Source organism: Mesorhizobium sp. P2_C5_2, assembly GCF_056404535.1.
Genome location: NZ_JBFUDV010000003.1, coordinates 675118 through 688564, shown reverse-complemented (window position 1 = coordinate 688564; position 13447 = coordinate 675118). Strand labels below are relative to the sequence as shown.

General features: G+C 62.9%; 13 protein-coding genes. 6 read left to right on the top strand and 7 right to left on the bottom strand.

The window, feature by feature from the left end:
- Nucleotides 1-126: 126 nt before the first annotated feature.
- Entirely contained in the window at nucleotides 127-384 is a 258-nt protein-coding gene (locus AC1D1B_RS14720) for a DUF2798 domain-containing protein (RefSeq protein ID WP_477333243.1), read from the top strand.
- 44 nt (nucleotides 385-428) lie between these two features.
- Here the strand turns inward: AC1D1B_RS14720 and AC1D1B_RS14715 are convergent, their stop codons facing one another.
- The 3 genes from AC1D1B_RS14715 to AC1D1B_RS14705 all read right to left on the bottom strand — a co-directional run bounded on the left by AC1D1B_RS14715 (nucleotide 429) and on the right by AC1D1B_RS14705 (nucleotide 1906).
- A complete protein-coding gene (locus AC1D1B_RS14715; protein WP_477333242.1) occupies nucleotides 429-809 on the bottom strand; it encodes a thiol-disulfide oxidoreductase DCC family protein in 381 nt (126 codons plus the stop codon).
- An 80-nt stretch (nucleotides 810-889) separates the two neighbouring features.
- Nucleotides 890-1519, bottom strand: coding sequence for a sulfotransferase family 2 domain-containing protein (locus AC1D1B_RS14710; protein WP_477333241.1), 630 nt, complete (start codon nucleotides 1517-1519; stop codon nucleotides 890-892).
- 93 nt (nucleotides 1520-1612) lie between these two features.
- Nucleotides 1613-1906: a GYD domain-containing protein gene (locus AC1D1B_RS14705; protein ID WP_454585499.1), complete on the bottom strand. Its 294-nt coding sequence runs from the start codon at nucleotides 1904-1906 to the stop codon at nucleotides 1613-1615.
- Between the two features lie 155 nt (nucleotides 1907-2061).
- On the opposite strand from AC1D1B_RS14705, the gene AC1D1B_RS14700 reads away from it, so the two are divergent.
- A complete protein-coding gene (locus AC1D1B_RS14700) occupies nucleotides 2062-3285 on the top strand; it encodes a TauD/TfdA family dioxygenase (protein WP_477333240.1) in 1224 nt (407 codons plus the stop codon).
- Nucleotides 3286-3358: 73 nt separating this feature from the next.
- Here AC1D1B_RS14700 and rpoD read toward each other — a convergent pair whose 3' ends face one another.
- The 3 genes from rpoD to AC1D1B_RS14685 form a co-directional block, all read right to left on the bottom strand.
- Complete coding sequence (gene rpoD, locus AC1D1B_RS14695; RefSeq protein ID WP_477333239.1) at nucleotides 3359-5383, bottom strand: RNA polymerase sigma factor RpoD; 2025 nt, start codon at nucleotides 5381-5383, stop codon at nucleotides 3359-3361.
- 419 nt (nucleotides 5384-5802) lie between these two features.
- Nucleotides 5803-7743 carry a DNA primase gene (gene dnaG / locus AC1D1B_RS14690; RefSeq protein WP_477333238.1) on the bottom strand — a complete coding sequence of 647 codons (1941 nt, stop codon included), beginning with the start codon at nucleotides 7741-7743 and terminating at the stop codon, nucleotides 5803-5805.
- 139 nt (nucleotides 7744-7882) lie between these two features.
- Nucleotides 7883-8263 (bottom strand): RcnB family protein, encoded by a 381-nt coding sequence (locus AC1D1B_RS14685; protein WP_477333237.1) that lies wholly within the window; start codon nucleotides 8261-8263, stop codon nucleotides 7883-7885.
- Nucleotides 8264-8346: 83 nt separating this feature from the next.
- Here AC1D1B_RS14685 and AC1D1B_RS14680 point away from each other — a divergent pair, with 83 nt between their 5' ends.
- From AC1D1B_RS14680 to AC1D1B_RS14665, 4 genes are all read left to right on the top strand, one after another.
- The gene (locus tag AC1D1B_RS14680; RefSeq protein ID WP_477333236.1) at nucleotides 8347-8655 is read left to right on the top strand and encodes a hypothetical protein; all 309 of its coding nucleotides are present in this window, start codon (nucleotides 8347-8349) and stop codon (nucleotides 8653-8655) included.
- A complete protein-coding gene (locus AC1D1B_RS14675; RefSeq protein WP_477333234.1) occupies nucleotides 8652-10316 on the top strand; it encodes a Na/Pi cotransporter family protein in 1665 nt (554 codons plus the stop codon). The genes AC1D1B_RS14680 and AC1D1B_RS14675 overlap by 4 nt, the downstream gene beginning before the upstream one ends.
- Before the next feature lie 92 nt (nucleotides 10317-10408).
- Nucleotides 10409-10618, top strand: a complete 210-nt coding sequence (locus tag AC1D1B_RS14670; RefSeq protein ID WP_142866937.1) for a DUF2061 domain-containing protein — start codon at nucleotides 10409-10411, stop codon at nucleotides 10616-10618.
- 127 nt (nucleotides 10619-10745) lie between these two features.
- Complete coding sequence (locus AC1D1B_RS14665; protein ID WP_477333232.1) at nucleotides 10746-11927, top strand: MFS transporter; 1182 nt, start codon at nucleotides 10746-10748, stop codon at nucleotides 11925-11927.
- A gap of 21 nt (nucleotides 11928-11948) precedes the next feature.
- Here the strand turns inward: AC1D1B_RS14665 and AC1D1B_RS14660 are convergent, their stop codons facing one another.
- The gene (locus tag AC1D1B_RS14660) at nucleotides 11949-13325 is read right to left on the bottom strand and encodes an aminotransferase-like domain-containing protein (RefSeq protein ID WP_477333230.1); all 1377 of its coding nucleotides are present in this window, start codon (nucleotides 13323-13325) and stop codon (nucleotides 11949-11951) included.
- Nucleotides 13326-13447 lie beyond the last annotated feature (122 nt).

Sequence of the window (13447 nt, the reverse complement as noted above, 5' to 3'; positions counted from 1 at the left end):
AGCTTCTCCGTAAGCGTCTGACGTCAAGCAACGCATCCAACCCCGGTCCTTCCGGGCAATTCCGCCGCGCAACCGGCGAAATGGATGCCAAAGCGATGAACCGGATGCTTCAAGGAAAATCCAGAAATGACCACGACACGCAAGCGCAGCAGACTGCCGGCGCACTATGCTGCCATTGTCAGCCCACTGGTGCTGTCGCTGCTGATGACCTTTATCGTCTCGTTCATCTCGACGCTGAAAAGCCTTGGCTTTCACCCTAGCCTGCCATCCATCTGGATGAGCGCCTGGGGTCTGTCCTGGCTGGTGGCGTTTCCGACGCTGCTCATGGTGCTGCCGGCGGTGCGCCGCATTGTCGGCTGGCTGTGCGAGCCGGCGGCCCGATAACATCACGGCGACAAGGCTCGAAGACAAGCTTCGGGCCTTGCCCGCTACCAGCGGCCTTTGCGCCGGTTCCAGGCATAGAGAACATCGGCGAAGCGATTGTACGCGAACCGCGTCAGCGGCAGCGCGACCGGATTGCCGAACAGCGTTGCCAGCCACCCCTCGCCCGGCGTCGCCCTCCAGACGGCTACCGCGACATCGGCGCCAACCAGCAGCCTGCCCTCGGAATCGGTGGCATGCAGCCGGCGGCGGATGTCCTCCAGCGAGGCGCCATGGCCAGCCAAAGCCGCCGGCTCGAGATTGATGTCGCGAAACGCGATGCGTCCCGCCTTGATCGCCTCGATCAGCCGCCTTTTCTGCCGGGTGATGCCGCCATCGCAGACCGGGCAGCGTGTGTTGTACCAGACGGTCAGCAGAGGCTTGGACATGGATTTCAGACCGCGACCTGAGAGACGAAGGCGACTATCCCCGCAATGCCGTCGACCCGCAACATGACGAAGCGCCGCGCTTAGAACTCGTAGCCGAAGCGCTCGAAATCTCTGACATAGAGCCGCCGCACGATCGCTTTGGTCTCCTCGTCGTAGACGGTGCGATAGTCGACCGGCTCGCTGACATTCGATCGCGGAAGCTCGCCGGGAAGGCCGAGCCGCTCGGCCAGGACATTGAACTGTTCGGCCAGTCTTTCGAAGCGCAGGACCTCGTCGACGATCAGCTTTCCATCCCTGTCCGAAATCCAGCTCGTCTGATCCACACGCGCCAGCCGGTTCTTGCGTTCGAGGTAGCCCAGAAACGCCTTGAAGTCCCAGCGCTGCGCCTGGCGATGCCGGCGCCGGGAGGTTTTCCGGCGCAAATGCTGGTAGTTGGAAACGACCAGCTCGAAAGGGTTGCGCACCACGGCGAATTTGTGGGCGCTGTCATAGAGCGGGACCGGCAATTTGCGCCGCAGCCAGACGGCCTTGTCATGCTGGTTGAAATTGGCCTTTTCCGGCGCCTCGGGAACCGGCAGATGCGACAGCAGGCGCCGCCACCGCGTCGGCTTCGGCTTCAGGCACCATGGCCGCAGCGCACGGGTGATCGAGGTCCCGGCCGTCTTCGGGATGTGGATGAAAATAAAGTTCTTCTCGAGCGAGAGGAGCATCTCTCCTCAATATCGGCGGCTCGGGCGCCGTCAAGCGGCACCCGCACCGACCGCCAGGAAATGCTTTCGGCCGCGTAGTTTAAAGCAGCACGCCTATCCAAGCGAGGTGACGATCTCGCGATAGGCAAATTCGGGGAAAGCCTTGAGCGTTCGCGTCTTGACGCTGCCACCCGCCCCGAGCATCAGCGCAAAGCGGGCAAGCACCGCATCGTCGGGTGCTTCGACCACCGCCACCATGTCGCATTCCCCCATGGTGAGATAAAACGCCTTGAACGATCCACCCATGTCAGCCAGTTGCTTCTTGGCGGCATCGAGCCGCTTCGGCGACTCGCGCACATTCCTGGCGCCCTGTTCGGTCCAGTTCATCAGCAGGATGTAGGTTGTCATCGCACACCTCCCTCCGGCGCCACGGAGCACGGCTCAGGTCGTAGACCTGCGCCGGGGCGAACATCCGGTTTGTCACCCAGAACACGCATCCGACGGGGAAGTATCCGCCCGCAGCGAGCTTCGTGCAAGGACCGCCGCGCCAGCCCGATTGATGCGTGAAGGCGATTTCTCCAAGCGCCAGGGCGGCGGCATGGCGACGACCGCAAAACTGCCGGCGCCGACCAGGGAAAGCCGGTTTAAAAATCCGCCTGACTACGGCAATCTCCGCTCGTGGCCATCGACCTGGCGGAAATCCCCCGCCGATCCAGCCGTTGGAGAGCTTCATGCGCGAGAGCATCGACCTGCCGCCGGGACAGATTGAAATTCCTGCCGCATGGACCGGCGAGGAAATGGCGAAGCACCCTGAAAATTGGCTGGTCGAATTGGACAAGCAGGATGTCGCGGAACTGGAATTGGCGGCAACCGGCTTTCTCGCCCGCTCGCAAGATATCGGCAACCTGACCAAGGCCGATTTCCCCCTGCCCCGGCTTGCCGGCCATCTCGCCGCCCTCCGCGAAAAACTCATCGCAGGCATTGGGTTCGAGGTGCTTCGCGGCCTCCCGGTCGAGACATATTCCGCGCAAATGGCGGCAACGATCTTCTGCGGGATTGGCGCGCATCTTGGAAGCGCACGGTCGCAGAATGCCCAGGGCCATATACTCGGCCATGTCCGCGACACAGGCGCCGACGCCAGGGACGCCACGACGCGCATCTACCAGACGGCGGAGCGCCAGACATTTCACACCGACTCCGCCGACGTCGTCGGTCTGCTCTGCCTAAAAGATGCGATGCAAGGCGGCGAGTCCCTGCTGGTAAGCACGGTGACGATCTACAACGAGATGCGCAAACGACGGCCGGATCTCGCCCGCCTGCTGTTTGATCCGATTGCCACCGACCGGCGCGGCGAGGTACCGGAAGGCGAAAAGCCCTACTTCGAAATCCCGGTCCTCAACTGGCAGGCGGGATTGCTGACCGGCATTTATCAACGCCAGTACATCGACAGCGCGCAGCGCTTCCCGGATGCAATGCGGCTGAGCGCCGCGCATGTCGAAGCACTGGATCTCTTCGACAGCCTTGCCAATGACCCGAAACTGAACCTGTCGATGCGGCTACGGCCCGGCGACATGCAGTTTGTCTACAATCATTCGCTGCTTCACGACCGCATGGGTTTTCGCGATTGGCCAGACTCCGACAAGCGGCGCCATATGCTGCGCCTGTGGCTGTCGATTCCCGGCGACCGTCCACTGCCCGAGCGCTTCAGGCAGCGTTATGGCTCAATAGAAATTGGTGACCGCGGCGGCATCATCGTCAAGGGAACGCGGTTGAACGCGCCGTTGTAGAGCAATTCGATGAACCACTTGAAACGAAAAGGGCGCCTCGATGGGCGCCCTTGATCTTTGCAACCGGCAGATCTCAGCTGTCGAGGAAGCTCCTGAGCTTGCGCGACCTGCTCGGGTGCTTGAGCTTGCGCAGCGCCTTGGCTTCGATCTGGCGGATACGCTCGCGGGTGACCGAGAACTGCTGACCGACCTCTTCCAGCGTGTGGTCGGTGTTCATGCCGATGCCGAAGCGCATGCGCAGCACGCGCTCTTCGCGTGGCGTCAGCGAGGCCAGCACGCGCGTGGTGGTCTCGCGCAGATTGGCCTGGATCGCCGCGTCGATTGGCAGGATCGCCATCTTGTCCTCGATGAAATCGCCCAGATGCGAATCCTCCTCGTCGCCGACCGGCGTTTCGAGCGAGATCGGCTCCTTGGCGATCTTCAACACCTTGCGCACTTTTTCGAGCGGCATTGCGAGCTTTTCGGCCAGTTCTTCCGGCGTCGGCTCGCGGCCGATCTCGTGCAGCATCTGGCGTGACGTGCGCACGATCTTGTTGATCGTCTCGATCATATGCACCGGGATGCGGATGGTGCGCGCCTGGTCGGCGATCGAACGCGTGATCGCCTGCCGGATCCACCACGTCGCGTAGGTCGAGAACTTGTAACCGCGGCGGTATTCGAATTTGTCGACCGCCTTCATCAGGCCGATATTGCCTTCCTGGATCAGGTCGAGGAACTGCAGGCCGCGATTGGTGTATTTCTTGGCGATGGAGATGACGAGGCGCAGATTGGCCTCGACCATTTCCTTCTTGGCGATCGCGGCTTCGCGCTCGCCCTTCTGCACCTGGTTGACGATCTTGCGGAATTCCAGGATCGAGATCGCCGTTTCGGTGGCTAGGTTCTGGATCTCCGAACGCAGATCCTTGATCGCGTCCTTCTCGTTCTTGGTGAATTCCTTCCAGCCGCGCGAGGTCAGATTGCCGATCGAGCGCGTCCAGTTCGGATCAAGCTCGGAGCCCTGATATTCCTTCAGGAACTCCTCGCGGCGTACGCCATAGCTTTCGGCCAGACGCAACAGCTTGCCTTCGTTCTGCACCAAGCGCTTGTTGATGTCGTAGAGCTGCTCGACCAGCGCCTCGATGCGCGCGGTGTTGAGCGACAGCGACTTCACCGCCTTGATCAGCTGGTCCTTCAGCTCCTTCAGGCGGCGGTCCTGGCTGGGCGACAGCGTGCCGGCGGCAGCCAGACGGTTCTCGACCTGCTGGTCCTGCAGCTTGCGCAGCTTCTTGTAGGTGTCGGCGATGACGTCGAGCGTCTCCATCACCTGCGGGCGCAGTTCGGCTTCCATCGCCGCCAACGACAGGCTGGCCTCGTCCTCGTCTTCCTCGTCGTCATCGACCAGGCCGCGCGTGTCGGCGCCGACATTGGTGATGTCGTCTTCCTCGTCGCGGCCACGCCGCGGCTTGTCCTCGGCCTTGGGCGCTTCCTCGATACGCTCGACCACCGGCGCCTGCTTGGCTTCGGGGCCGGCATAGGTGGCTTCAAGGTCGATGATCTCGCGCAGCAGTATCTTGGATTCGTTGAGCTCGTCACGCCAGATGATGATGGCCTGGAAGGTCAGCGGGCTTTCGCACAGGCCCGCGATCATCGTCTCGCGGCCGGCCTCGATGCGCTTGGCGATCGCGATTTCGCCCTCGCGCGACAGAAGCTCGACCGAGCCCATCTCGCGCAGATACATGCGCACCGGATCGTCGGTGCGGTCGGTCGGCTCTTTCTTGGTGGTCGTGGCGGCGACGGCTGTGCCGGTCTGCTCGGCCAGTTCGTTGGCGTCTTCCTCGGCGTCGGCATTGCTGTCGGTGGCCTCGGGCTCCTCGCCCTGGTCGTCGTCCTCGACCACGTTGATGCCCATGTCGGACAGCATCGCATTGATGTCTTCGATGCGATCCGGATCGGTCTCTTCCGACGGCAGCACCGCATTCAGCTCGTCGAGGGTCACATAGCCGCGCTTCTTGGCGGCCTTGATCATCTTCTTGACAGCATCATCGGAAAGGTCGAGCAGGGGGCCATCGGTGGCACCTTCACGTTCGGTCTCGACCTCTTCCTTTTCCTTTGTCGCCATAGTCTTTATCTTCTCCTAGCGGCCGAACATCGAAGCCGCGTAAGCTGCCGCACCGGTCAAATTATGCGCTCGTGACGAAACGCGCTTCACCGGGCCGGTAACCGCATCAACTCTTTTGTTTGGTTCATATCGTGCCCCAAAACCGGTTTTCACTTTTGGGCGACATGCATTAAGTCCAGATTAACCCTGATATCTGTGGCAGGCTAACAACCTGTCCAGTGATCAGCACCTCACATCGCTGCATTTCCCATCGACGCCGGCACGGGTTAAGGTTTCGAATCGTCCTGATTCCGTCATTCTGCCAGAAGGTCAAGCGCCTCTCGCATGATTCGCATCAAAAAAGCGAATCAATTACCCGACTTAGAGGCGTCGATTCGACGCGCAGCACGTACATCATTCATTCTTGCGCAGGTTTCGACCTACACGCGCCCAGCCTTGCCCGAGGACACGCCGAACCCTTCGATCAGCGCTTCCGTTGCCTGCACATCACGAAATTGCGCCTGAATCTCGACGAGATGCCGGTAGTTTTCGTCCGTGGGATCGCTGGCGAGCGCTGCTTCCGCCTGCTTCAGCTCCTTATGTAAGGTGCGCGCGCTGCGCTGCAAGTGCAGCGCCTGGTTGAAGGCGTCGCGGGCATCGTCGAGGGCGGCGGTTTCCAGCGCCGGCCATTGCCTGGCGCGTTTGATCAGCATCACCGCCCGGCCCCAGATATCGCTGCAGCCGGCACGCTCGATCGTGGAGATCACCGCGCCGCGGTCATTGGCCATGTCATGCGCCATGGCGTCGAGGATGGCGGCGTGCAGCCGCTTCAGGTCAGTGTTGGCGAGATCGAGGAACTCGACATGGGCGAAATTCTCGTCGATCAGCGCCGGATGGTTGACCAGCGCCACGATGATCGTCGCCTCGCGCACCGACATCATCTCGCCGCCGCGCTTGACCATGGCGGAGCGTCCGAGGCTTTCGGTGATCGCGGCGCGCGCGCCGACGCCGCCGCCTTTCGCGAACTGCCCGCCGGGCGCTGAAGTCTTGCCCTGCCCCGGTTTCCAGTCCTGGCGGCCTTGCCGCACTTCGCGTTGGGCGCTGAAGAAGTTCAGCTCCCGCTCGCGCATCCACTGCTGGTAGTGGTAGCGCTGGCTCTCATCGCGGATGCGGCTGGTCAGTTCGCGCAGCGTCTTTGTCAGCCCCGCCCGCCGCTCCGGCGTGTCGAAGACGCCACCTGCCGTCTCGCGCATCCACAAAAGGTCGGCCAGCGGCCGTGCTTCCGCCAGCACGGCGCGAAACGCGTCCGGTCCCTCGGCCTTGACCAGATCATCGGGGTCCTTGCCCTCGGGCAGCAGGGCAAAGCGTACCGAGCGCCCGGCCTGAACCGCCGGCAGCGCCATGTCGGCGGCGCGCCACGCCGCCTTCAGCCCGGCCTGGTCGCCGTCGAAGCACAGCATCGGTTCGGGCGCCATGCGCCACAGAAGTTCGAGCTGGTTTTCGGTGAGCGCGGTACCAAGCGGCGCCACGGCATTTTCGAAGCCGGCCTGCGCCAACGCGATCACGTCCATATAGCCTTCGACAGCAATCACTGTGCCGCCTTTTGCCAAGGTTTTGCGAGCGCGAGCGAAATTGTAGAGCACATTGCCTTTGTGGAAGAGCTCGGTGTCGGGCGAGTTCATGTATTTGGCCAAAGCATCCGGCGCCAGCGCCCGGCCGCCGAAGGCGATAATTTTGCCCCGAGAATCCGGGATCGGGAACATGATGCGGTCTCGGAACCAGTCATAGGAGACCGGGATGTCGTCGCCATGGCGCACCAGCCCGCAGGCCTCGATGTCGGCCTTGGGCACGCCCTTGGCGGCAAGATGCTCCTTCAGCGCGTTGCGGCTATCGGGCGCGAAGCCGAGCCGGAACGATTGCTGCGTCGCTGGTGTCAGCCCGCGGTCCCTGAGATAGGCGCGGGCTTTCGCACCTTCAGGTCCTTGCAGCCGTTCCTGGAAGAAGGCAGTCGCCATCTCCATGACATCGGTCAGGCTGGCGCGTTCCTTCTCGCGCTGTTCCTCCCGTTCGTCGCGCACCGGCATCGGCACGCCGGCCATCTCGGCGATCTTCTCGACCGCTTCGGGGAAGGTCATGCCATCGAGCTCCGTCAGGAACTTGAAATGATCGCCCGAGACCGAACAGCCGAAGCAGTGGTAACGGCCCTTCTTGTCCTCGCAGTGGAAAGATGGGCTCTTCTCGCCATGGAAGGGGCAGCAAGCCCAATAGTCGCCGCGCGAGGCGTTGGTCTTCTTCCTGTCCCACGCGACGCGCTGGCCGATAACCGATGAAATCGGCACACGGTCGCGTATCTCGTCGAGAAAGGCAGGCGGAAAGCGCATCGGGGAACTCGTTTCCCCATCATATAATCATGCCGGCGAAATTCGACGACCCCGAATACCGGCCATACCCGGTTTCCACAGGCAAGAAGAAAGGCGGCCGTTGCAGGCCGCCTCCTTTCCAGCAATGCGCCGGCCAGGCTTACTGCGCGGCGATGGCGCCGAAGATGACGCCGGACAGGATGCTGACCAGCACGTAGTCATTGCCGACGCGGATCCACTCCTGGCCGCGGCCCGGGCGATGCAGGCCATAGCGGCCATAGTCGCGGATCGGTTGGTGACGCTTCCAGCTCGAGTATTTCTGGCCATTGCGCCAATGGCCGCGCTTGACGACCACCGTCTTCTTCACGACGCGCTTCTGGATGATGCGCTTCTTGACATCCCTGTTGGTTGGCTTCTGCCAGTCGACGTTGGTGTAATTCGACTGCGGTGCGACCGGCGCATTCACCGGTGCGGCCTGGCCGGTAAGCGAAGTAGCGGCCAGCATCGAGAAAGCGAGGGCGGAAAGAACAATGCGTTTCATAACGGGGCTCCTTGGTTGTCGATGCCTGAGGAGTAGCGCCCGAAGGATGAACTGAAACTGAACATCAGAATTACAATTATGTAATGAAATCCTTTGCTTATACCGGAAATTTGAACATCCTCGCAAAGGTTGTTGCCGAAACCACCGCAAACCTGGCCAATCCGCTGCGGCGCAAGCGATCCGCCATGCAATCATTTGTGCATCCGTCCATTTTCCGACACGGCCTGTCGCGCTGCGGCGGCCCCTTGAAATCGACAAGATTTTATTATCCGGCTAAAATATTCCAGCTATTATTCAAGACTGTCATGACGATGATTCGCGCCCTCCTTTTCTACCCCGCCCGCCACGCTTTCCGCATCGCGGTCCCTGGTCGCATGCAGGTCTCGAAATGAGCGGTTCTGTCGTTCTCCTGCATCTGGCCGGCGCCGTGGCGCTGATGCTGTTTGCCACCCGCATGGTCAAAACAGGCGTCGAGCGCGCGTATGGCGACGTGCTGCGCCACCGGCTGCGCTCCACCATGCGCAATCCGATCATGGCGGTGCTGGCCGGCTGCGGCCTGTCTATCGCGCTGCAGAGTTCGACCGCCGTCACGCTTCTCGTCGGCTCCTTCGCCGGCGCCGGCATCGTCTCGGGCATGTCGGGGCAATTGGCGGTGCGCGGCGCCGAGATCGGCTCGGCGCTGGTGGTCAAGCTGCTGACCTTCGATCTGACGCTCTTGGTGCCTATCTGCCTTGTCGCCGGCACGGTCATGTTCATGGCCACCGAGCGGCGCGACTGGCGCCAGTCCGGGCGCATCCTGGTCGGCATCGGCCTTTTGCTGCTGTCGCTGGAAATGATCGGCCAGGCATCGGAACCGCTGCGCCAGAGCACGCTGATGCCGCTAATCATCCAATATTTCTCCAGCGATTTCGTCACCGCCTATCTGCTCGCCGCCCTCATCACCTGGCTGTTCCATTCCTCGATCGCCGCGGTGCTGCTCCTGGTGACGCTCGCCGGCCGCGGCTTCATCCCGCCCGAACTCGGCATCGTGCTGGTGCTCGGCGTCAACCTTGGTTCCTCGATCATCGCGCCGTTGCTCACCCGCAGCGCCGAACCTGGCGTTCGCGTCGTGCCGATCGGCAATCTCTTGATGCGCGGCATGGGTTCGCTGGTGATGCTGATCCTGTTCATGACGGTGAAGCCGTCGGTCGCCTTCCTCGGCGCCACCGTGCCCGACCAGATCGTCAACGCCCACATCCTGTTCAACGTGCTGATCCTGCTCGCCGGCCTGCCGCTGGCCGGTCTGGTCTATCGCGTTTCGGAGAAGATCGTGGCGATGGGCACCAAACCGGTGCCGGCCGCAGCGCTCGACGTGGTCGAGCTTTCCGCGCTCAACGACAGTGCACTTGATGTGCCGAGCCAGGCGCTGGCCAACGCCACCCGCGAGGTGGTGCGGGTCTGCGAAACGGTCGAGATCATGCTGAAGCGCATCATCGAGCTCTATGAGAGCGCCGACGGCGACAAGATCAAGGCGCTGGCCGCACTTGATGACCGCGTCGACAGGAAGCACGCGGCGATCAAGCTCTATCTGGCCAAACTGACCAGAAACTCGCTCACAGAGGACGAGGCCCTGCGCTGCCAGGAATTGATTGGCGCCTGCGTCAAGCTCGAGCAGGTCGGCGACATCATCGTGCGCAACATGCTGGTGCATGTGAAGAAGAAGTTCGAGCGCGGGCTGGAGTTCACGCCCGAGGGCTGGAGCGAGTTGCTCGCCTTCCACACCTCTGTGCTGGCCAATGCCAGGCTTGCCTTCAACGTGCTGGTGTCGCGCGATCCTGAAACCGCGCGGCAGCTGGTGCTGGAAAAGGACCGGCTGCGCGACCGCGAGAAGGAAACCAGCGCCAGCCATTTCGTGCGCCTGCGCGACGGCACCGCCAAAAGCGTCGAGACCAGTTCCATCCATCTCGACACCATCCGCGACCTGAAGCAGATCAACTCGCTGCTGGCGTCGATGGCCTACCCGGTGCTGGAAGAGCGCGGCCTGCTCGGTGGGTCGCGGCTCAAGGCGGGCTGAGCCCGAACAAGCGTCTGCTGCGGCAAAATTAGTCTTTGCGCCTCCAGCCTTCCGTCGGCTAAGCATCGGCCAGGCCACCGGGAGGAAAATCGATGGACACCCATTCGCGCAGCTTCGCCAAGGCGCTATCGTGGCGCGCCACCGGCACCATCGACACAATGATCATCTCGCTCGTCATCACCGGCAGCATCAAGCTCGCCGCGGCCATCGGCGCTACCGAGGTCGTCACCAAATCCTTGCTGTATTACCTTCATGAGCGGGCGTGGCTGAAAATCCCCTACGGCAGAAAGAACGCCGCCTAACCTGCCGGCTGCCTTGACTGGAATGGACCGGGTCAAGAAAATCTAAAGCGGCGCCGACAATTTCTGCATTGCCGGCTGCGCCCATCCATGATTTGAGGCGACCTCGTTCGAGGATCGCTTCCGCGCCATGCTTCCGCTCATTGCCCTGTTCATTGCCGCCTTCGCTTTCGGCACCACCGAATTCGTCATCGCCGGTGTATTGCCGCAAGTAGCCGACGGCCTCGGCGTTTCGATCCCGACCTCCGGCTACCTTGTCTCCGGCTATGCCGGCGGCATCGCGGTTGGCGGACCACTGCTGGCGCTCGCCACCAAGCGCATTTCCCGCAAAACCTTGCTGCTTTGCCTGACCATCGCCTTCACCGTTGGCCAGGCCGCCTGCGCGCTGGCACCCGACTTTGCCTCGATGCTTCTCTTGCGCATTGCGGTCGCTGTCGCGCATGGCGCCTATTTCGGCGTCGCCATGGTGGTGGCCGTCGGCCTCGTGCCCGAGGACAAGCGCGGCATGGCTGTTGCCGTCATTCTCTCCGGCCTCACCGTCTCCAACGTCATCGGCGTGCCGGCCGGCACCGCGATCGGCAACCTGTGGGGCTGGCGCGCCACCTTCTGGGTGATGTGCGCGCTTGGCATCGTGGCGCTCGCTGCCATGGCCACCCTTTTGCCGCGCACGACAGGCGCGTCGAGCCCGTCCACCAGCCTCGGCAGCGAGGTTCGCGTGCTGGCGCGTCAGCAGGTCTGGACTTCGCTGATCCTGATGCTGATGCTGATGATCGGCCAATTCGGCCTGTTCACCTACATCACCCCGACGCTGCTCGAAGTCACCCATCTCGACGAGAGTCTGATCCCCTGGGTGCTGCTGCTCAACGGCGTCGGCGCCACCATCGGCGTCTTTCTCGGCGGAAAACTCTCCGACTGGAAGCTGATGCCGTCGCTGATCACCATGCTTCTGCTGCAGGCGGTGATGCTCGGCGTGATCTATGCCGTCAGCCCCTATCCCGTGCCGATGGTCGTCGCGATCTTCGTTTGGGGTGGCCTCAACTTCGCCATCGGCACCCCGATCCAGACCCGCATCCTGTCCTGGACGGCGGACGCATCCAACCTCGCCTCTTCGCTCATCCCGTCCGGCTTCAATGTCGGCATCGCGCTCGCCGCATCGCTGGGCGCCGCCATGCTCAACGCCGACTATGGCTATCGCAGCCTGCCGCTGGCCGGCGCGGCGGCCATGCTGGTCGCCGTGGTGGTCGCACTTGCCTCCTACATCTGGGAAGGGCGCAGCCGGGCCGCGCCTCCGCTACCGGCCCCAGCCGAGTAGCAGTACCGATCATCAGCGGCGTCAGACTGGAGCGGGCGCGTATCCCGAACTGCCCGCAAGGATCGAGGCGAGGCTGCGCAGGCCCTGCTCGAGCCTTTCCCTGCTGGACGCCGCGCCGAGCGCCAAGCGCACGCCTTTGGCCCCATCAGGCATAACGGAAAACTCCTCCGCTGGACTGAGCGCCAATCCCCGGCGCCGCGCGAGATCGGCGAGTTCCAAAGAGCTCAGCCGCCCTTCGAGAGAATACCAGAGATGCAGGCTGGACGGCGCCGAGGCGAAACCCCGGGGCAGGATCATGCGCGCCACCTCCAGTCTCGCTTGCGCTTCGACGCGCACTGCGGCGGTGATCTCGCCGGCGAGGCCGTTGCGTATCCATTCGCAGGCAAGGCCCGTCATCAGAGGCGGCGCCATCATTGTGGTTCCTCGGATTGCTTCGGCAATCGGCTCGATGGCCTCGGCGACCGGCCCCACGAGGAACGCCGTGCGCAGGAACGGCGATACGCATTTCGCCATCGTCGCCACATGGATGGTCCGCTCGGGCGCCAGGCTGAGGAAAGAGGGCGGAGGCCCTGAGACCAAGGGACTGTACGGATCGTCCTCGATGATGAGCAAGCCCAGCCTGCCCGCCACCCGCGCCAGATCCCGGCGGCGTGCCTCCGGCATGACCAGCGCCGACGGATTGTGCATCGTCGGATTGATATAGAGGATGCGCGCGCCGTGTCGTCGCACTGCCTCCTCGAGATAGTCCGGCCGCATGCCTTGATCGTCACGTTCGACACCGGCCAGTTCGCGCTTCGTCGTCCGGGCAAGCGCTTTCAGGCCCGGATAGGTCAGCGCATCCGTGACGATGGTGTCACCCTCGCGGGTTTGCGACAGAAGAACGGCTGCGAGCAAAGCCTGCGCGCCTGAACCGACAACCACCCGATCGACCGGCAGCCTGTCGCCGGTCGCAGAGAGCCACGCGGAACCGGCGGCACGCTCGGCGGGCGAACCGGGCCCGGGATGGTAGGCCAGAAGCGCCTCCGCGCTCGAACGCCGCAGCAGTCCGTCTATGCCGCTTCGTATCAATGCCGGCAGGCTGAGGCCTGCTGGCCCAGGCGGGATGTTCATGCTCAGATCCAGGATCGGTTCCTCGGCCTCCCCCGGCGTGACGAAGGTTCCTCGCCCAGCGGCGGCGTCGATCAGATTGCGGCGGCGAGCCTCGGTGAACGCTCTGGTGACTGTGGTCAGATCGACCCCCAGCAATCGGGCCAGTTCACGCTGCGGCGGCAATCTGTCGCCCGGCTGCAGGCGGCCGCTCGAGCGCGCGTCGGCAAGCGCGTCGGCGATCCTGAGATAGATCGGCCCGGGGCCCTCTCCCACATCGGAAAGCCATCCCAACTCGCTGTCGCCAATCATCCCTGCAATGCCTTATTTCCTGTACCATACATTTTGTCGCATTGTATGCATACAACTATGATACTAGTATGTATGGCAGACCTCAAGGCCGGATAGAGTGCCCCTATGGTGAGGTCGTCTGG